Annotated in this window: 26 protein-coding genes and 1 pseudogene; 12 read left to right on the forward strand and 15 right to left on the reverse strand. The window is 63.3% G+C overall.

Annotation, left to right across the window (positions count from 1 at the left end; translation table 11 throughout):
* The first annotated feature begins 10 nt into the window (after nucleotides 1-10).
* Nucleotides 11-910, forward strand: a complete 900-nt coding sequence (gene cyoE, locus L1F06_RS00615; RefSeq protein ID WP_003242169.1) for a heme o synthase — start codon at nucleotides 11-13, stop codon at nucleotides 908-910.
* Between the two features lie 260 nt (nucleotides 911-1170).
* Here cyoE and L1F06_RS00620 read toward each other — a convergent pair whose 3' ends face one another.
* From L1F06_RS00620 to L1F06_RS00655, 8 genes are read right to left on the reverse strand one after another with little or no spacing between them, the layout of a single operon-like run.
* Entirely contained in the window at nucleotides 1171-1539 is a 369-nt protein-coding gene (locus L1F06_RS00620) for a Mor transcription activator family protein (RefSeq protein WP_252576714.1), read from the reverse strand.
* Nucleotides 1536-2084: an HI_1489 N-terminal domain-containing protein gene (locus tag L1F06_RS00625; RefSeq protein WP_129483231.1), complete on the reverse strand. Its 549-nt coding sequence runs from the start codon at nucleotides 2082-2084 to the stop codon at nucleotides 1536-1538. The genes L1F06_RS00620 and L1F06_RS00625 overlap by 4 nt, the downstream gene beginning before the upstream one ends.
* On the reverse strand, nucleotides 2084-2650 hold the full coding sequence (locus L1F06_RS00630) for a gp16 family protein (protein ID WP_129483232.1): 567 nt from the start codon (nucleotides 2648-2650) through the stop codon (nucleotides 2084-2086). The genes L1F06_RS00625 and L1F06_RS00630 overlap by 1 nt, the downstream gene beginning before the upstream one ends.
* Nucleotides 2647-3042, reverse strand: a complete 396-nt coding sequence (locus tag L1F06_RS00635) for a hypothetical protein (protein ID WP_129483233.1) — start codon at nucleotides 3040-3042, stop codon at nucleotides 2647-2649. Before L1F06_RS00635 ends, L1F06_RS00630 begins: the two co-directional genes overlap by 4 nt.
* Nucleotides 3042-3251, reverse strand: a complete 210-nt coding sequence (locus L1F06_RS00640; protein WP_129483234.1) for a hypothetical protein — start codon at nucleotides 3249-3251, stop codon at nucleotides 3042-3044. Before L1F06_RS00640 ends, L1F06_RS00635 begins: the two co-directional genes overlap by 1 nt.
* Nucleotides 3252-3692: a hypothetical protein gene (locus L1F06_RS00645; RefSeq protein WP_129483235.1), complete on the reverse strand. Its 441-nt coding sequence runs from the start codon at nucleotides 3690-3692 to the stop codon at nucleotides 3252-3254.
* On the reverse strand, nucleotides 3689-3934 hold the full coding sequence (locus L1F06_RS00650; protein WP_129483236.1) for a hypothetical protein: 246 nt from the start codon (nucleotides 3932-3934) through the stop codon (nucleotides 3689-3691). Before L1F06_RS00650 ends, L1F06_RS00645 begins: the two co-directional genes overlap by 4 nt.
* A gap of 2 nt (nucleotides 3935-3936) precedes the next feature.
* The gene (locus L1F06_RS00655; RefSeq protein WP_129483237.1) at nucleotides 3937-4557 is read right to left on the reverse strand and encodes a DUF3164 family protein; all 621 of its coding nucleotides are present in this window, start codon (nucleotides 4555-4557) and stop codon (nucleotides 3937-3939) included.
* On the opposite strand from L1F06_RS00655, the gene L1F06_RS00660 reads away from it, so the two are divergent.
* On the forward strand, nucleotides 4556-4756 hold the full coding sequence (locus L1F06_RS00660) for a hypothetical protein (RefSeq protein WP_129483238.1): 201 nt from the start codon (nucleotides 4556-4558) through the stop codon (nucleotides 4754-4756). The two genes, L1F06_RS00655 and L1F06_RS00660, sit on opposite strands and share 2 nt — an antisense overlap.
* Before the next feature lie 365 nt (nucleotides 4757-5121).
* Nucleotides 5122-6399 (forward strand): ExeA family protein, encoded by a 1278-nt coding sequence (locus tag L1F06_RS24970; RefSeq protein WP_353851035.1) that lies wholly within the window; start codon nucleotides 5122-5124, stop codon nucleotides 6397-6399.
* Nucleotides 6400-7581: 1182 nt separating this feature from the next.
* Here L1F06_RS24970 and L1F06_RS00670 read toward each other — a convergent pair.
* The 7 genes from L1F06_RS00670 to L1F06_RS00700 all read right to left on the reverse strand — a co-directional run bounded on the left by L1F06_RS00670 (nucleotide 7582) and on the right by L1F06_RS00700 (nucleotide 10769).
* A complete protein-coding gene (locus tag L1F06_RS00670) occupies nucleotides 7582-8547 on the reverse strand; it encodes a hypothetical protein (protein WP_129483239.1) in 966 nt (321 codons plus the stop codon).
* Nucleotides 8547-8828: a hypothetical protein gene (locus L1F06_RS00675; RefSeq protein ID WP_129483240.1), complete on the reverse strand. Its 282-nt coding sequence runs from the start codon at nucleotides 8826-8828 to the stop codon at nucleotides 8547-8549. Before L1F06_RS00675 ends, L1F06_RS00670 begins: the two co-directional genes overlap by 1 nt.
* A 16-nt stretch (nucleotides 8829-8844) precedes the next feature.
* Entirely contained in the window at nucleotides 8845-9153 is a 309-nt protein-coding gene (locus tag L1F06_RS00680) for a helix-turn-helix domain-containing protein (protein ID WP_024308355.1), read from the reverse strand.
* Nucleotides 9150-9374: a hypothetical protein gene (locus L1F06_RS00685; RefSeq protein WP_129483241.1), complete on the reverse strand. Its 225-nt coding sequence runs from the start codon at nucleotides 9372-9374 to the stop codon at nucleotides 9150-9152. Before L1F06_RS00685 ends, L1F06_RS00680 begins: the two co-directional genes overlap by 4 nt.
* Nucleotides 9371-9850 carry a hypothetical protein gene (locus L1F06_RS00690; RefSeq protein WP_129483242.1) on the reverse strand — a complete coding sequence of 160 codons (480 nt, stop codon included), beginning with the start codon at nucleotides 9848-9850 and terminating at the stop codon, nucleotides 9371-9373. Before L1F06_RS00690 ends, L1F06_RS00685 begins: the two co-directional genes overlap by 4 nt.
* Before the next feature lie 100 nt (nucleotides 9851-9950).
* Nucleotides 9951-10520, reverse strand: coding sequence for a hypothetical protein (locus L1F06_RS00695; protein ID WP_129483243.1), 570 nt, complete (start codon nucleotides 10518-10520; stop codon nucleotides 9951-9953).
* A 36-nt stretch (nucleotides 10521-10556) separates the two neighbouring features.
* On the reverse strand, nucleotides 10557-10769 hold the full coding sequence (locus tag L1F06_RS00700; protein ID WP_074919264.1) for a DNA-binding protein: 213 nt from the start codon (nucleotides 10767-10769) through the stop codon (nucleotides 10557-10559).
* A 98-nt stretch (nucleotides 10770-10867) separates the two neighbouring features.
* Here L1F06_RS00700 and L1F06_RS24975 point away from each other — a divergent pair, with 98 nt between their 5' ends.
* The 9 genes and pseudogenes from L1F06_RS24975 (at nucleotide 10868) to L1F06_RS00745 (ending at nucleotide 15592) form a co-directional block, all read left to right on the forward strand.
* The gene (locus tag L1F06_RS24975; protein ID WP_305955312.1) at nucleotides 10868-11287 is read left to right on the forward strand and encodes a helix-turn-helix domain-containing protein; all 420 of its coding nucleotides are present in this window, start codon (nucleotides 10868-10870) and stop codon (nucleotides 11285-11287) included.
* 4 nt (nucleotides 11288-11291) lie between these two features.
* Nucleotides 11292-11678 (forward strand): hypothetical protein, encoded by a 387-nt coding sequence (locus L1F06_RS00710; protein ID WP_129483244.1) that lies wholly within the window; start codon nucleotides 11292-11294, stop codon nucleotides 11676-11678.
* A 22-nt stretch (nucleotides 11679-11700) separates the two neighbouring features.
* Complete coding sequence (locus L1F06_RS00715) at nucleotides 11701-12429, forward strand: hypothetical protein (RefSeq protein ID WP_129483245.1); 729 nt, start codon at nucleotides 11701-11703, stop codon at nucleotides 12427-12429.
* A 51-nt stretch (nucleotides 12430-12480) separates the two neighbouring features.
* Nucleotides 12481-12930 (forward strand): hypothetical protein, encoded by a 450-nt coding sequence (locus L1F06_RS00720; RefSeq protein WP_129483246.1) that lies wholly within the window; start codon nucleotides 12481-12483, stop codon nucleotides 12928-12930.
* Nucleotides 12931-13109: 179 nt separating this feature from the next.
* On the forward strand, nucleotides 13110-13412 hold the full coding sequence (locus L1F06_RS00725) for a putative holin (protein ID WP_252576716.1): 303 nt from the start codon (nucleotides 13110-13112) through the stop codon (nucleotides 13410-13412).
* A gap of 80 nt (nucleotides 13413-13492) precedes the next feature.
* Nucleotides 13493-14116, forward strand: a pseudogene (locus tag L1F06_RS00730) (transglycosylase SLT domain-containing protein); the annotation flags it as partial.
* A 213-nt stretch (nucleotides 14117-14329) separates the two neighbouring features.
* Nucleotides 14330-14953: a lysis protein gene (locus L1F06_RS00735; protein WP_129483247.1), complete on the forward strand. Its 624-nt coding sequence runs from the start codon at nucleotides 14330-14332 to the stop codon at nucleotides 14951-14953.
* Complete coding sequence (locus tag L1F06_RS00740) at nucleotides 14953-15288, forward strand: DUF2730 family protein (protein WP_129483248.1); 336 nt, start codon at nucleotides 14953-14955, stop codon at nucleotides 15286-15288. Before L1F06_RS00735 ends, L1F06_RS00740 begins: the two co-directional genes overlap by 1 nt.
* Before the next feature lie 7 nt (nucleotides 15289-15295).
* Nucleotides 15296-15592, forward strand: coding sequence for a VpaChn25_0724 family phage protein (locus L1F06_RS00745; RefSeq protein ID WP_129483249.1), 297 nt, complete (start codon nucleotides 15296-15298; stop codon nucleotides 15590-15592).
* Nucleotides 15593-15594: the final 2 nt, after the last annotated feature.

Raw genomic sequence — 15594 nt, forward strand, 5'->3', positions numbered from 1 at the left:
GAGAAACGCCATGGCTACAGTGCTACGAGCCCACTCCGAACACGCCACCTGGCGCGACTATCTGGAGTTGACCAAACCGCGGGTGGTGATGCTGATGCTGATCACCTCGCTGGTGGGCATGTTCCTCGCCACCCGTGCCGGGGTGCCCTGGACCGTGCTGCTGTTCGGCAACCTGGGCATCGGCCTTTGCGCTGGCGCGGCGGCGGCGGTCAACCACGTGGTGGACCGGCGCATCGACTCGATCATGGCGCGTACGCACAAACGTCCGGTCACTGCCGGGCGGGTTTCGCCGGCGGCGGCGATAGCCTTCGCGTTGCTGCTGGCCACTGCCGGCATGGGGCTGTTGCTGCTGTTCACCAACCAGCTGGCGGCCTGGCTCACCCTCGCTTCGCTACTGGGCTATGCGGTGATCTACACCGGCTTTCTCAAGCGCGCCACGCCGCAGAACATCGTCATCGGCGGTTTGGCCGGCGCTGCGCCGCCGTTGCTCGGCTGGGTGGCGGTGACCGGGCACCTGAGCGCCGAGCCGCTGCTGCTGGTGCTGATCATCTTCGCCTGGACTCCGCCGCACTTCTGGGCGCTGGCGATCCATCGCAAGGCCGAATACGCCAAGGCCGACATCCCCATGCTGCCGGTCACCCATGGCGAGCACTACACCAAGGTGCACATCCTGCTCTACACCCTGGTGATGTTCGCCGTGACCCTGCTGCCCTACGCCATTCACATGAGCGGGCCGCTCTACCTGGTCTGCGCCCTGCTGCTGGGCGCGCGCTTCCTGCACTGGGCCTGGGTGCTGTACCGTGACAGCAAACCGCACGCGGCGATCAACACCTTCAAGTACAGTATCTGGTACCTGTTCCTGCTGTTCATCGCTTTGCTGGCGGACCACTACCTGCTGCTGAATATCTAGCAGGCCGTTAAAAAACGTTGGCGAGGCAGTCAGCGCAATACCGTTGGCGGCCCCGCAAAAACAGGCGAGGACCGGTCGGAGTCGCGCTCGACTTTACGAGTTGTAAATGAGCAGTCCGAGCCTGTTTTTAACGCTGTGCAGGCTTGAGAAAGATATGACAGGGAAAGCGCGATAAAGGCGGGATATAAAGGAACGAAGGGGAAAATAGCGGGATGGGGTTTGTAACAGTGTTGCCGTAGGTGAAACGGCGGCGGCCGGGGTTACAGGCCGTCGCCGAGGTCGAGTTTGTGCTGATCGCGGTCGAACTTCCTGTCCTGCGTTCTCTTGAGTAGCTTGTAGATCGCATTCTCTGTCATGTCGTACTCAACGGCCAGCGCGTGGTGGTTGCGGCCGTTGAATTTGCCCAGGATCTCCAGATCCCGCTGAGTGATACGCCAGCGGAAGTCCTTTGGGAACGTGACGCAGCTTCCCGCCCAGGTATTGGACAAATGCTCGACCACCGCCGCGCCGGCCTGCTCGGCGATCGCCGCATCGACCCCGTGCTCTGCAACAACTGCCGCAACGTGGTCGGCGATATCGCTGAGTAGTTCGTGGCGCTTCTCCGCCATCGCTGTTGGCCTTGCGCTCATGCGTTCCCCCTTGCCGCTGCGATGCGGCGTTCGGCTTCCTCTTCATTAATAAGGCCCAGGCGGCGATCGGCTTCGATGCGGCCGAGGGCGTCCTGCAGGATCTGTTGAGTGGTGGCAGCCGCGCGGGCCGGCTTGGCCGGAGCGGCGGCTTGGGCCTGGGCGGGGTCGCTGGCGATGCCATAGACCACCGTGCGCAGGTAGTTGTGGTTATCGAGTGGCAGCGACAGGCGATCGCGGGCGATCAGCATCTGCTCGATGCCGGCCGTCCAGATCCTGGGCGGCGCCGGCTTGGAATCGTTGGTGCGGGCGTCCTTTTGCACCGTGCCGGCGTTGACCAGGTCGAGCAGCTCCTCCAGCAGCTTGATGGCGCGGGTCATGCGCAGGCCGCGCTTGGCCGGGCTGAACAGGCGCAGGTAGTTGAGCACCGCCCGGCCGAGCCTCGGATCGAGGCCGGCAAGCATTGCCGCCAGCTTCTTGCCGTCCGCGTCTGCGAAGCCGGCCTCGATCGGAAACTGCTCACCGCAGCATGGGCATTGCAGCTGCATCAGTCGCCCCTCCGCGCGATGACCAGGTTATTGAGGGCACCCACCAGTGCCTTGAGAATTGGACGCTGGCGCTTCCACCCCTTCGGCAGGGCTTCCAAACCGTCTACCCGTTCTGGATCAGTCACACCCAGCTCCTTGCACAGGGTTTCCACCTGGTGGAGCAGCTCGCGCTTCTCCTGCTCGACGTGCAACGCCGCCAGCACCGCCGTTAGCTGCTTGGGCGTTTTCAGCCATGCGACCTTCTCTACGCCGAACTGGCGCTTGGCGATCGCATCGGCATAGCTCCAGGGCAGGCCCATGTTGGTGAGCTGAGCCTCGATCACCTCGATCTCGCCGGACAGCTGGGCGAAGTTGTGCGGCTTGCCCTTCGCCTTGCCGCTGGGCTTCGGTTTGAAGCCCAGGCGCTCCAGCTCGACCATCAGCCGGCCGGCCTGGCGGGTGTTGAGGTCTTTTGCCGACTCGACTCCGGCCACGCGGCGCAGCAGTGCGCGATAGCTGTCGTCATCCATGCCCAGTTGGCCCTTGGCGATGTGGATCTTGCCGAGTACGCCTTTCGAGATACTCATGCGCGACCACCCATAGAGCAGCTCAGGCGATTGAGGCGGCGGTTGATGGCTGCAGTCTGCTTGCGCAAGGCGCGCAGCTCGGCACTGAGGTCGATAGTAGCCACTACCACCGGTTCGGCTGGCACCTCCGGTACCGGCTTTGCCTTCACAGGAGCGGCGGGCTTGGCCGGTTTCGCCTTGATGGGCGCAGCCTGGACTGGCTTCTGCTGCTCCGGGCTGATCGACTTAGAGCGCCAGGGCCCACTCTCGATAGGACGGCGGAAGTTGTCGAAGGCCTTGATCTCGCCGCCCTTGGCCAGGAAGGCTTCGACCTGCGCATCCAGCTCGGCTTGGCGCTCCTGAGCCTTGGTCATGTCCCTGGAGGGGGCCTCGTGAAAGATTGGGTGTCCCATCAGCGCACCTCCTGCAGATCCTGCAACCCTTCGAGCACTCGACGGGTGGCGTCCAGGTCATCAGCCAGGACGGCAACCAGGATCAGATCGCGCCCGCTGTCGAGACCCAGGCTGATCAGTTCGAAGTGGTTGGATTGACTCGCCTCTGCAGCCTGGATGACGTGCAGGAGCGTGGTGGTTTCGGTGTCTTTCCCGTTGAGCAGGCTCATTTAGATGGCCCCCGCTGGTTCGATACGCCATTTGCCGTACAAACGGCCTACTGCCGTGCAAGGCAGGCGCTCGATGATGAGGTGGTAACCAGGGAACAGCTTGTCGCCCAGCCGCTCTACGGCCAGCGAGGCGTCATAGGTGCAGCTGGCGCGCTTGCCTCGGACGGTATTGGTGGCATAGCCATCGCCGTCCAATCTCACGCTGACTTCCACCGGTGCCAGCGGAACAACGCCGGTCACCAGGTGGCTGATGCAGCCGCTGCGCCCGTGATGGTTGTATTCAACGACGCCGCCTACCTTCAGTTTTGCCAGGTTGGTGACCTTTAGCCCTTTCCAGACATCGGCCTGGAAGGGCCAGCAGTCGATGACTGTGCCGTTCTCGTCGACAGCCCAGCGTAGGAAGTCTTGGCCGCTGTCCTTGAAGTGAATGAGGGTCTTCATTGCAGAACCTCCGGCGCCAGATCGTCGTTGTCCTCGAAGTCCTCCTTGAGGATCAGCAGTGTCTCGTCGGCAGCCGCCTCGATGACCTCACGGAAGCTCTCGAACTTCTTGCCGGTTGCGGGATGGTGCGAAGGCGCCCCCATCGCATGCTTGGTCGCGGTCTTTACCCAGCGCGGCATGGCCTGGAAGCTACGATCCAGGCGATCAATCAGGCGCGCGCGGTCTTCGGTAGAAAGTGCCATGGTCACACCTTCGCAATGTCGAGGCTGATGGGCTCGTACCGGTCGGTATCACCGACACGCTCGTACACGCGGACGTAGGAGCTGGTGGTGACCACGGTGACCGCGTCGCTAATGGCCTGCATGGCGCGAATCCAGCGTTCGTCTGTGATCTCCAGGCGGCGCAGTGCGAGGACGCTGCCGGTGCGGATGTTGCCGGCCTGGTCGACTTTGAAGGCGTCGTTGATCAGGGTGATGATCTCGGGGCGCGAGCCCTTCACCCACTCCTGCAGGCATTCGTCGATCAGGGCCTTGGCGCCCTGCAGGCGCTCGTCGAAGCGGATGTTGTCCGCCTTGGCCCGCACCACCTTGTAGCGGCCGTCATAGCTGAACAGCGTGACGTTGCCCTTGGCGCCGCCCAGCTTGGCGCCGTACTCGTCGGCCGCGACTGCCACCAGGGCGTCGACCTCACCGAAAACCTTGGCCTTGAAGTCGACCAGCGCCAGGTTGAGTTCCTGGGTCTTGCCGACGATGGCCATCACCAGTTCGTCGCGCATCAGGTCGAGCGGTTTGATCATGGATTCAGGTACGTGACGGCCCTGGGCGTCGAGGCGGAAGCCTTCAGGGACTTGGATTTGCTCAGCCATGGGTTTCTTCCTCGGCTTGTTGGGTGTTGATTTCGAGTTCGGCCTGTACCGCCTCACCGACTGGAGCCCGGAGCACTACGCCTGGCTTAGCCAGCACCACCCGGCCGGCATCCAGGAAGAAGCCCTCGATAGCGTCGAGGCCAGCCTGCGCGCCGCCTTCACCCGCCGACCAACCCTTTCCGTCGTAGGAGGTGCGTGATGCTCAAGCTCAAAGCACTGCTGCGCTACCACAACCTGGGCCAGGCCGACCTGGCCCGCGAGTTGGGCCTGAGCCGCCCGACCATTTCCCAGCTGATCAACCACAGCATGTGGCCCAAGACCATCCCGCAGGAGGACTTGAAGGCGCGCATCGTCGCCTGGCTGGAGAGTTTCAACGTCACCGGCATGCAGCTGGTGGGCATTTTCGAAGAGGAGGAGAACCAGGAGCAGAACACCAAGGTGGCCGCTGGGCGCTGCAACGCCCAACGGCCTGAGCACCGCAATCCCAAGAAGCCAATCGAGGAGCCCGACACAATGCTACTACGCGCAACCAAACTGACACAGCAGGCACGCCAGCACTTCGGCATGTTCGGCGACCCGTTCGCAGACCCGCGCACCAGCGCTGATCTGTTCGTCTCGCCGGATATCCGCTATGTGCGCGAAAGCCTCTACCAGGTCACGCGCTACGGCGTATTCCTGGCGATCCTGGGCGAGTCCGGCTCGGGCAAGTCCACCATCCGCAAGGATCTGCACGAACGCCTGCGCACTGAAGACAAGCCGGTGATCGTCATCGAGCCCTACGTCATCGGCATGGAGGATGACGACTTCAAGGGCAAGACCCTCAAGGCCATGCACATCTGCGAGGCCATCCTGGCCACCGTAAGCCCTGGCAGCAAGATGCCGCGCGGCCTGGATGCCCGGTACCGCGCCGTGCACAACGTGCTGCGCGAGTCGCACCGCATGGGCAACCGCCACGTCCTGGTGATCGAGGAGGCGCACGCCATCCCGGTACCGACCCTCAAGCACCTCAAGCGCTTCTTCGAGCTGGAGGACGGCTTCGAGAAGCTGCTCAGCATCGTGCTGATCGGCCAGAGCGAGCTGGCCAACAAGCTCAGCGAGAAGCGCGCCGACGTGCGCGAGGTGGTGCAGCGCTGCGAGGTGGTGAAGCTCAACCCGCTCGACCAGCACCTGGGCGACTACCTCAAGCACCGCTTCAAGCTGGTCAACAAGCCGCTGGAAGAGGTGATGGACGAGCCGGCCATCGAAGCCCTGCGCAGCAAGCTCACCGGCACCGGCTCCAAGGAGAACGGCTCGGTGCTGTACCCGCTGGCCGTACACAACATGCTGGCCGCTGCCTTCAACCAGGCCGCCCTGGTCGGCGCCACCCGCCTGTCGGCGGACATCATTGCGGAAGCGCGCCTGCAGGCGCTTGGCAGCGGCGAAGATGCTGAGCGGCGGCGCGACGACGGTAGGCGCGGCCAGTTCGTGCTCAGTGCCACGGCGCGGCATGAAGGTGGGCAGCTGGGCATCGTCGATGTGCTTATAGGGCTGCAGCTGGCCACCGAAGGGGATGGCCTTGGCCTTGCGGGCCGCTGCCACGTCTTCCTCAGTCTCGGCACCCATCGCCAGCTTGGCGGCCTCCTTGCGTGCCACCTGGGCCGGGGTGTCGGCCATGCGCTTGAAGGCTTCGCCGATCACCGGGGCGGTTACGTCGAAGCCCAGCTCGTTGCGTTCGATGGCAGGCACCAGGTAGTACACCTCGTGGCCGTGGGCATCGACGGTCACCACCTGGGCGGCCTGATCGTTCCAGGGGTTGCGGGTGACCATGATCTTGTCGCCGACCATGACATCCGGCACCACTGATACATCGAACTCGCGGCCCTGGAAGCTGACGCGCATCTTGGTGTTGACCTTGCGGCTCTCGGGCTCGGCCACGGCCAGCTGGCGGCAGACTTCGACGCTGGGCACCTTGATCAGCTGTTCCTGGCGGATGGTCAGCCACACGTCGGTGCGCGACTTGCCGTGGCGGCTGTGCTTGGCCGTGGCGTTGAAGTGCATGCGCCACTTGGCTGCCAGGGCGTTCAGCTCGTCCAGGTCAGCCACTGGCTGGAAGCGCAGGCCAGCCTCGAACTTGCGCTCGATGATGTTCCGCGCGTTCTCCACCTGGCCGGTGACGCGAGCAGCACCAGGTGCGTGGACGATCATCTGAATGCCCAGGCTGCGGCAGAGGTTCTTGGTCATGCCGGCGGTGTTGGCTGAGCCTGGGTCCATCATCAGACCGAAGGGCCGGCCGTGCATGACGTCGGCGCCGCCACGCTCCTGCATGGCGTTGATCAGCACGCTGTTGAGGTTCTCGCCGCTCTCGGCGCCCATCACGTACTGGAGGTAGATCCAGCCGCTGGCGTGGTCGGTGATTTCATACGACCAGACCCGGTCAGCTGCGATGCGCGCGAGGTTCTTGGGCTTGTTCTTGTAGAACTGGTCGGCCTCCATCACGCGCAGGCCGTTGGCGTTCTTCTCGGCGGTGGGCTTGAGGTAGTAGAGAACGCACAGCGAGGCGTCCACCTGCCAGATGTGGTTGGGGTGCAGGCTCTGCAGCTCGGTCACCGGCGCCGGGGCTAGCAGCTGGTCAGGGTGCAGCTTGTAGGCATACAGGGCGCGGCTGATGGCGCTTAGCGACATCGGGCGGATCTCGCCGCTGACCTTGTCGACGGCTTCGGCGCGGATCATGCCGCTGGCGCGTAGCGCTTCGACGGCATCACCCAGGGAATAGAGGCGCTTTTCGTTGCGGCGGGCGGACTCGATCAAGGTGGCGCTGATGGTCAGCGCCTCCTCGCGGGTGAGCGCGCTCTGGCCGGCATCAGCGCGGCGTTTACGGGGAGCAGCGGCCACGGTCACTTCCTCCAGTTTGCGGTATAGGGTTGCCAGGCTCAGGCCCAGCTCCTGCGCCGCAGCCCGGCACAGGGCGGTACGCTGGCCGCGCGCTGCGCGTTGCAGCGAGCGGTCCAGGTCGACCAGGCGTTGGGTAATGACGGCGCTCATGGGTTAGGCCTCTGCATCCGTGATGGGCTTGACGCCTTCCTGGTGCATCCAGGAGAAGTCCTCCTCTTCGCCGACCTCGGGCAGCTGGAACTCGGCCTTCAGCTCGCCGAGCAGGCGCTGCAGGTGGGCGATCAGCTGGGCCTGGAAGTTGCGGTGGTCGCTGCCGGTCTCGCTGCCGTGCTGCTCCAGGCTGGCGAAGGCGGCGCGCAGCTTGCCGCTGATGTCGGCCTCGGCCTCGAAGGCGATGCCGACAACCTCCTGGCGCAGCTCCTTGGCGGCGTCGTCGGCCGACATGGTCTCGATGCGGCGCTTGGCCTTCTCCAGATCCTGCTTGGTGCGATCCAGCTCGGCGCTCTTCTTGCTGAGCACCTCGCCAAGGGCGTCGTAGTCGGCCTGGGTGTCGGTGAGCTTCTTCTGCAGCTCGTCCTTTTCCTTGGTGTGGGTGTGGATCAGCTCTTCGGCCAGGTACTGCACTGCGTCGAGGTTGCCCTGCTTGGAGGCCTCGATCAGCGCGGACTTGGCGTCTTCGGGCAGGCGGCGCCATTGGCGTAGCTCGCGGTAGCCGGCGCCAATGGCGCCCAGCTGCTTGAGCGCCTCTTCGCCGAACGCCTTCAGGTTGGTAAGGTCTTCGTCGACTTTCGAACGGGACAGGCCAAGGGCTTGGCAGAAACCGTCCCAAGTGCCGACGTCGGCAATTTCGTTGCCGTCGGCGTCGATACCCTTTTTGCCCTGCAAGGCCCGGTACATCTTGGTTTCCTTGATATGGGCGAGCTTCGACAAACTGACGACGTCGGCAAAACGGGCGATGGAGCGGGCCATCTGTACTTGGCCGAGGATCTGGTTGGCCAGGTCGCGCTCGTCCTGCAGGCCTTGGGCGATTGCGCCCAGGTTCTGGATGACGTTGACGGCTTCTTCGTTGACCGGGACGTCCTGTACCAGCTCGGCGGTGGGGGCGGCTTTACGAGACATTACGCGGCCTCCTGTGCGTTGCCGTTGGCCAGCTTCTGCAGGCGGCTGATGGCTTGGAAGCGGTTGTTGTCGGCCTCGATCAGCGCGTTACGGAACTCGTTATGGCCGCGCAGGCGACCATGCTCGAACGCATCGGCCTCGACGGTGCCGGCCTGGTAAGGGCTGGTGACCAGGGTCTGGTCGATACGGTTGCGCAGCACTGCCGTCATGCCCTGCATGAAGGGCTCGCTGTGCTTTTGTTCGCCCCTGAGCAGAGCGTTGGCCAGTCGGTTGAAGTCCATGTTGTGCTCCTTGTTGTCAGCGGCTGGCACCGGCCAGCACGCGTTGGTTGATTTCGTTGATGCGGTGCTGTGCGGCACCCATCTCGTTGGCGTGGGCCTGCGCGATCTGCAGCAGCGCGATGCTTGGGGCGAAGCGGCCGTTGTCGAGCTTCACGGCCAGGCCTTCGGCGATCAGGGTGTTGATGGCGCGGTTGATGTTGGCCGGGCTCTCCCCGAGCCCCTTTGCCAACTCGCCGTTGCTTATGCCGGTGAGGCTGTAGCCCTTGAGGGCCTTGAGCACGCGCAGGATTCGCGCGCCGCTGTCGGAGGTGCGTGGGGTGGTCATGCTGAAGTCCTGAGTAGTGCGAAGTAGTCGGCGGCGGCTTCGTCGGCGGCCTTGGCTGCGTTCTGCAGATCCTCGATGGTGAGCTGAGCGAGGGGCTTGCCGAGCTTCTGGCAGTGGCGTGCGAATGCCCGCTGGCTGACGGCGTTCCACTCGCGGTAGCCGTCGAACGGCTCCAGGGCTTCATGCATGTCCATGATTAGGGCGAGGCTTTCCGGGCTCATGGCTGCTCTCCGAGATCCAGTTGTGGGTTGGCGTGCTGCTGCACATTGGCGCGGTGCCAGGCCAGGCTGGTGAGGCCGGACTGCAGCGCTGCCTGGGCAGCGTCGGCATCGACCTGGCCCTGGTAGAAGGCGATCAGGGCACCCGTGGTCGCGTTGAGTACGGCCTGCAGCTCGTTTACGTCCTGCGCGGTGCAGGTGCGGCCAGACGGGATGTCGATCAGCAGCTTGCCGCTGGTGGATGCCAGCCAGCGGCTGACCAGGGCGATGCCGCAGGCATGCTCGAAGGCCGGGATCAGCACAGCAGGCATGCGCCCTTCGGTGAGCCACTTGTAGAGGGCCCAGTGGTTGGCCTGGCCCATGCGTTCGGCAATGCGTTCGACGCTCAGGTTGTGCCGCTCCTTGGCGAAGTCCAGCGACCACTCCATGGCCTGACGGATGCTGCTGGGCTGGGCGTTCTTCCAAGAGCGGCGCGTCATTGGATGGCCCTCCCGGCGTGGCAGGAGGCGGCGTGCAAACAAATAGGCTTTTTGCCCATTGGCAATGCTGTTACCAAAAGGCCAGCCTGTTGGGGTACATTCACAGGCATGGGGAGTCACCCGATGGACGAGGTTCGGTTACTGCAGGTTGAGGGGCAGATTCAGGCGCTTGCGCGGTGCTGGCTTTACCTGGCTGCGCAGCTGGAGCTGCAGGGCGTTGACCCGGCTCCGCTGGAGCGCTCGATGCTGGGGACGAGGTGGCCTGGTGCGCAGGCTGAGCCGCATGCTCAGACGATGATGCAGGGGCTGGTTGAGCAGCTGGCCGGCGCCCGTGAGGGGCGGCGAAGTCAATGCCAATGACCTCGGCGTCGGCCTTGAAGCCGAACTCGTTGCGCAGATCCTGGTAGGCCTTAGCCTTCAGCTGCTGCCCAACAAGTTGGCCGGCGCCGAGCAGCATCAGGCGATCGATCAGCTTTGCGGTACCGGCGCTGGCCGGCGTGCGATCGACGAACACCAGGGCCTGCTGGCGGGCTTCGGCCAGGTGTGCGGCAATGGCAGGGCCATCACCAGGTGCGCAGGCGATCAGCGCGTTGAGCGCGGCGCGCCAGGCGTCCATGGGGTGGGGAATCAGCTCGATCTCTTCGAGCGCAACTTGCGGCTTGTCGGTCATGGCGGTGACCCTCGCTGCTGTTGTGGTTGGGGGTGGTTAAGCGGCAACGGCTTCGCCGTCCTTGAGGCCGAGGGCAACTGCAATGACATGCGACTGGCCGTAGTTGCCTTTGGAGAAGCCGTTGAGCACTTGGTAAACGGCGGTGGGCGGAAAGCCGTGGTCTTTCGCCCATTGATTGACGGTTAGGCCCTTGGCACGGAACTGGGCTTTCACCTGTTCGACGGTCTTGGGTTTTTGCTGGGTTGCCATGGCGGTGGCTCCTCGGCTGGTAGTTGAAGATTCATAAGAATCTTTGGTGTTTGTGAGGCTGAGTATGGGTAGAAAACTACCCATCGTCAAGGAGGTTTATGGGTACTTATTTGCCCATTGGCGAGCGGCTTGCTGAGGAAAGGAAGCGGCTAGGGTTCAATCAAACCGACTTCGCGGCTGTGGCTGGAGTAAGCAGAAAAACTCTTTTCGGCTATGAGAGCGGCGAGCGAACGCCCGACGCTGGGGGGCTTGCTGCCTGGGCTAGCGAAGGTGTGGACTTGATGTACGTGGTGCTTGGTGAACGCTCGAAAGCCCATCCCGTCGCTCAACTTCCAGCAGACGAACAAGTCTTGCTCGAGGCATATCGCGCTATGCCGGCCCGTGCTCGTAAGCTCCTTCTGGCCGAAATGCTGACGGGTAAGAAGACACGCAAAGCTGACGGTAAGGCTGATGGCATGAGCGTTTCAGGCGATGGGAACCGAGTAGCTGGAAGGGATTACAACGAAACGAAGGAGTAGCACCGTGGATATCCAGGTTGAGGGGAGCAACAACCGAGTCGCCGGGCGGGACTATTACGAGAATCAGATCAAGCCTTGCCCGCGATGCGAGGTCAGGGTCATTGATCGTGAAAAGAGCATCTGCAACCAGTGCACCAAGGAAGAGAGAGATGAAAAGGCCCGTGGGCAGATGACGCTGTTCGGTCTGGGAGTGCTCTTCATCTTCGGTTGGTTACATGGTTGGCGGTCAGAAAGAGGCCTGGCGCCAGGTATAGAAGGGCTGGCAGAGACACTGGCACTGTCGGTCGGTATTGCCATCGCAGCGCTTTCAGTGATCTGGTTTTTACTTCCGCTTGTTGTTGAGATCGGTGCGGCCTACTTCGAGAGCCGCCGTAATCGCTATCGCGAATAACCACATGGATGAGGCCTGTGTAATGAAGATCAGAGCAATGTTTTTCACGGTGCTGGCTGCCGTTCTTCTATCCGGCTGTGCTACAGACTTCCGAAACAAAACGCCTACAGAGGTCGCACAGGCAACTCGCGTGCATGAAAGCGAGTACAGCGAGAGCAGGATCTACCTGGCGCCACCCGTGACGGGTAATCCGGTGATGGGCATGACCTACGAAGCCCAGCTCGCCGCCATCCAGTCGAAGAAGGACGGCTCGATAACTCATGCCCTTCGGGTGAAGTGGAGCTACCTCTCTCACGCTTGGATGTTCTTCTCCAATGCCACGCTGCCGGGGCCAATTCCTCTTGAAACCGTATCCACGAACAGGGAGGTGTATAGCTGTCGCTCTAGCCGGTGCAGCTACTACGAAAGCACGTCAGCAGTTGTGCCGCTGGAGGTCCTGGCCAATGCAGGTTCGGGCTTGAAAGTTCGCTTCTCTTCTCAGCAGGGTGGCGTCATTGTCGAGCTGCCGGCCACCTATGTGCTCGGTTATCTGCAAGCCATGTCTACGGCGCTGGGCGGGGCTGTTTCGCACCCAACTGCCGCTCCGGCCTCAAGGATTCCCAAGTGGGAGGCAGTGCCGACACGCCCTGCCGGCCAGGCTGGTGAGGTTGCGGTGAAGAGCAAGGAACAGCAGATCCAAGAGCTGCAGAACACGCAGGGGCTGAGCTACGAGGAGTATCAGCGGCGCTATAAGGAGATCATGGGGCAGTGAGGCGAAAACGCTAACTAGGAGTGGCTATGCGCGATGAATTGGGAGTTAGAGATGAAGGATGAGTTGGACAAGCTGTTTCAAGAACGAAATGAGCGCATTGATAAGGCTGCTGAAGATGCTCGCCAGGCCAAGGAGCAAGCAGACAACCTCCGTAATCATGCGTTGGAACTACTTAACACTATATTCGTGCCGGTGCTCAGAGAGTTCGAGTCGGAACTTAGCTCAAGAGGGCATAGCTGCAGGGTAGCTGTTGGGGAAACCTCAACCCCAAGAGTTGTTTTTGGCTTCCAGCTTGAAGCACCCGGAACACGAGGAAGACTACCTGAGTCAACCTTGACGTTCGTAGCTAACCCGAAAGTGCAAGTGAACTGGGATGTATGGACGCCCAAGGGGAAGGTCGGCAATGGTGCGTTGCCTATGAAGGATCTGCAGAGTGTGGATCAAGAGTGGGTGCGCAAAGAGGTCCTATCTTTCGTAGCGCGAGTAATCAGAGGCGCTTAACGCCTTAAGACGTCTGAAACACCCAGGTCCAGAGGGCGCCGCAATGGCGCCCTAGTTGTTTTTGCCGCGTCCAAATTACTCCGCGCGCGCGCGAGGCGAAGCTGTGATCTCTCCCCCGGTCGGACTGCCGGTATGAGCACAGCCACGGCCAGGGATTGGCCAACCTCGGAGCGCAACCCATGGCCACCTGCCAGAACAAGCCCAAGCGCCGCCTCCTGCCGCGCATGACCGTTTTCGCTGTTATCTCCCTGATGCTGCTGACCGCCATCTGGTTCGTGCGGCCCGAGCAGCTGCAGGTGGTGCTGTACAAGGTCAGCCTCATCACCATCGGCGCCGTGCTGGCGTACTACATCGACCGCGTGCTGTTCCTGGTCGAGGCCAGGCCGCATGAGTGCATCGGGGGCATTCATATCGTCGGGGCGTGGATCAGGCGAGCCGTGATCGCCTTGGCCTGCATCCTCGGCATGACGCTGGGGCTTTAGTCGTGAACCGCCTCAAGCGTTGGCTGGCTGAGGCCGGCAATGACCTGGCGATCATCTGGATGGTCGAACCGCGCCTGTTCCTGTTTCCGCTGATCCTGCTGGTGTTCGCAGTCGGCTTCTTCATCGTGCCCAGCGCCGATGCTGCAAGCATCCCGACCGCTGCCGAGCAGCACCGCCGCACCCTGGTGCGCGCCGCCCATGCCGAATGGGGCCTGGGGGCGCCCGTGGCGACCTTCGCCGCCCAGGTGCATCAGGAGAGCGCCTGGCGGGTGAATGCCCGCTCTGGCGTCGGCGCCGAGGGCTTGGCGCAGTTCATGCCCGCGACTGCCGACTGGATGGCCGAGATCTACCCGCGCAGCCTGGGCCCGGCGCAGCCGTATAACCCTGGCTGGGCGTTGCGGGCGATGGTGGCGTTCGACCGCTGGCTCTACGAACGAAACCAGGCCGTGAGCGAGTGTGACCGCTGGGCCTTCGTGCTGGCCGGATACAACGGCGGCAATGGCTGGGTGAATCGTGACCGCAGGCTGGCATCGGCAAAGGGCGCCGATCCGCTGGCCTGGTTCGATTCCGTCGAGCGGCACAACGCTGGCCGCTCGATCGCCAACTTCCGCGAGAACCGCCATTACCCGCGCGCCATCCTGCTGCGCTGGGAGCCCATGTATGCGGCTGCCGGCTGGGGGCCTGGCGTTTGCGCCGACAGGTATAGCCGCCATGAAGATCCCAACGCTGTTTCTGCTCGCCACGTTGACCACCAGTTCGCCTGCCGCCTGCTCCCGGAACTGGTTGGCTGCCGCCGAGCTGTTCGCATCGCCGCCGCCCCGCGTTCGACCGGCCCAGCTCTGGCCGCCCGAGCGCGTGGACAAACGACCACCCATGCCGCGCTGGTTGCGGCGCCGGCTCAAGCGTAAGGGGCGGTGATGAAGAACGTCATCGGCTGGATCGCTGACTACTGGCACGTGCCGATCTTCGTGGTGATGGCATACCTGATGTACGCCTACGGCGAGAGCCAGTATGACCGGGGCCACAGCGCCGCTCAGGCCAAGGGCGACAAGGCCGTTGCCGATCTGCGCGAGGAGCACCAGAAGCTGCGCGCCGATGCCGCCGAACAGAACCTGGTGCTCTACCGCCAGCAGGTGGAGCGCGCCAACCAGGCCGAGCTGGTGTTCCTGGATGCCCAGGACGAGATCGGCCGGCTCAAGCAGCAACTCACACAGGAGCGCATCAACCGTGTCTCGACTCAATACGCCCCGGCGCGCGGCGCTGCCCCTGTGGTTGCTCCTCGCTTCGTTGTCACTTGTGGCTGGCTGCGCGACTTCAACGCAGCGCTTGGAGCCACTGCCCCAGCTCCAGCCGGCTGCCGAGCCTACGCCGGCTCTCAAGAAGCGGCCTGGCCCGCCCCCGGCTCTGACGCCGAACTACTGGAAAGCGGCGTTACCGCTGCAGACATCCTGGCCCATGCGCGTGACTACGGCGCTTGGGCGCTCGCCATCCGTGCGCAGCTGAACGCGCTGATCGACCTACACGACAAGGACAAGCCCTGATGGACTTCGACTCCCTGCTGCGCGGCGCGCAGTTCCTGTTCACCGTGGTGGTGGGCTACTTCTCCTGGAGCAGTGCCCGCAAGGCCAGCTCCAAGGTGGAGGCCGAAGCCCTGGCCCAGCGCCTGGCCGGGCAGGACAACCGGCTGACGGTGCTGGAGCAGCAGATGAAGCACCTGCCCACCAGTGACCAGTTCACCGAACTGGCCGGCGAGCTGGCCGAGCTGGCTGGAGACATGAAGGCGATCAAGGTCGAGATCGCGGGGGTAACCAAAGCGCTCGACCCTTTGGCACGCGCCGTTGAGCGCATGAATGAATACCTGTTGAACAACAAGTGAGGCTGCAATGAGCACTCAATACGCTGACTATCTCCGCCAGGATCAGCGCCTGGTGATGCTGCGCATCCTCTCTGAGCTGCCGCAGTACCGTTCCAACTCCTCGGTGATCGCCAACCTGCTGGGCCAGTTCGGGCACCACCCGAGCCGCGACCAGGTGAAGGGCGACCTGGTTTGGCTCGGCGAACAGGGCCTGGTGGCGATCGAGGATATCGGCTCCGTCCTGGTCGTGACCCTGACCGAGCGTGGTGGCGACGTGGCTGCTGGCCGCGCCTCGGTACCGGGCGTCAGCAAGCCGAGGCCCTGACC

Origin of the sequence: Pseudomonas hydrolytica, assembly GCF_021495345.1 — a bacterium.
Lineage (GTDB): Bacteria > Pseudomonadota > Gammaproteobacteria > Pseudomonadales > Pseudomonadaceae > Aquipseudomonas > Aquipseudomonas hydrolytica.

Bases quoted from the DNA above. Each gene is read 5' to 3' on its own strand.
- cyoE (WP_003242169.1), top strand. From the start codon at position 11: ATGGCTACAGTGCTACGAGCCCACTCCGAACACGCCACCTGGCGCGAC.
- L1F06_RS00620 (WP_252576714.1), bottom strand. From the start codon at position 1,539: ATGAGCGCAAGGCCAACAGCGATGGCGGAGAAGCGCCACGAACTACTC.
- L1F06_RS00625 (WP_129483231.1), bottom strand. From the start codon at position 2,084: ATGCAGCTGCAATGCCCATGCTGCGGTGAGCAGTTTCCGATCGAGGCC.
- L1F06_RS00630 (WP_129483232.1), bottom strand. From the start codon at position 2,650: ATGAGTATCTCGAAAGGCGTACTCGGCAAGATCCACATCGCCAAGGGC.
- L1F06_RS00635 (WP_129483233.1), bottom strand. From the start codon at position 3,042: ATGGGACACCCAATCTTTCACGAGGCCCCCTCCAGGGACATGACCAAG.
- L1F06_RS00640 (WP_129483234.1), bottom strand. From the start codon at position 3,251: ATGAGCCTGCTCAACGGGAAAGACACCGAAACCACCACGCTCCTGCAC.
- L1F06_RS00645 (WP_129483235.1), bottom strand. From the start codon at position 3,692: ATGAAGACCCTCATTCACTTCAAGGACAGCGGCCAAGACTTCCTACGC.
- L1F06_RS00650 (WP_129483236.1), bottom strand. From the start codon at position 3,934: ATGGCACTTTCTACCGAAGACCGCGCGCGCCTGATTGATCGCCTGGAT.
- L1F06_RS00660 (WP_129483238.1), top strand. From the start codon at position 4,556: ATGGGTTTCTTCCTCGGCTTGTTGGGTGTTGATTTCGAGTTCGGCCTG.
- L1F06_RS00655 (WP_129483237.1), bottom strand. From the start codon at position 4,557: ATGGCTGAGCAAATCCAAGTCCCTGAAGGCTTCCGCCTCGACGCCCAG.
- L1F06_RS24970 (WP_353851035.1), top strand. From the start codon at position 5,122: ATGTTCGGCGACCCGTTCGCAGACCCGCGCACCAGCGCTGATCTGTTC.
- L1F06_RS00670 (WP_129483239.1), bottom strand. From the start codon at position 8,547: ATGTCTCGTAAAGCCGCCCCCACCGCCGAGCTGGTACAGGACGTCCCG.
- L1F06_RS00675 (WP_129483240.1), bottom strand. From the start codon at position 8,828: ATGGACTTCAACCGACTGGCCAACGCTCTGCTCAGGGGCGAACAAAAG.
- L1F06_RS00680 (WP_024308355.1), bottom strand. From the start codon at position 9,153: ATGACCACCCCACGCACCTCCGACAGCGGCGCGCGAATCCTGCGCGTG.
- L1F06_RS00685 (WP_129483241.1), bottom strand. From the start codon at position 9,374: ATGAGCCCGGAAAGCCTCGCCCTAATCATGGACATGCATGAAGCCCTG.
- L1F06_RS00690 (WP_129483242.1), bottom strand. From the start codon at position 9,850: ATGACGCGCCGCTCTTGGAAGAACGCCCAGCCCAGCAGCATCCGTCAG.
- L1F06_RS00695 (WP_129483243.1), bottom strand. From the start codon at position 10,520: ATGACCGACAAGCCGCAAGTTGCGCTCGAAGAGATCGAGCTGATTCCC.
- L1F06_RS00700 (WP_074919264.1), bottom strand. From the start codon at position 10,769: ATGGCAACCCAGCAAAAACCCAAGACCGTCGAACAGGTGAAAGCCCAG.
- L1F06_RS24975 (WP_305955312.1), top strand. From the start codon at position 10,868: ATGGGTACTTATTTGCCCATTGGCGAGCGGCTTGCTGAGGAAAGGAAG.
- L1F06_RS00715 (WP_129483245.1), top strand. From the start codon at position 11,701: ATGAAGATCAGAGCAATGTTTTTCACGGTGCTGGCTGCCGTTCTTCTA.
- L1F06_RS00720 (WP_129483246.1), top strand. From the start codon at position 12,481: ATGAAGGATGAGTTGGACAAGCTGTTTCAAGAACGAAATGAGCGCATT.
- L1F06_RS00725 (WP_252576716.1), top strand. From the start codon at position 13,110: ATGGCCACCTGCCAGAACAAGCCCAAGCGCCGCCTCCTGCCGCGCATG.
- L1F06_RS00735 (WP_129483247.1), top strand. From the start codon at position 14,330: ATGAAGAACGTCATCGGCTGGATCGCTGACTACTGGCACGTGCCGATC.
- L1F06_RS00740 (WP_129483248.1), top strand. From the start codon at position 14,953: ATGGACTTCGACTCCCTGCTGCGCGGCGCGCAGTTCCTGTTCACCGTG.
- L1F06_RS00745 (WP_129483249.1), top strand. From the start codon at position 15,296: ATGAGCACTCAATACGCTGACTATCTCCGCCAGGATCAGCGCCTGGTG.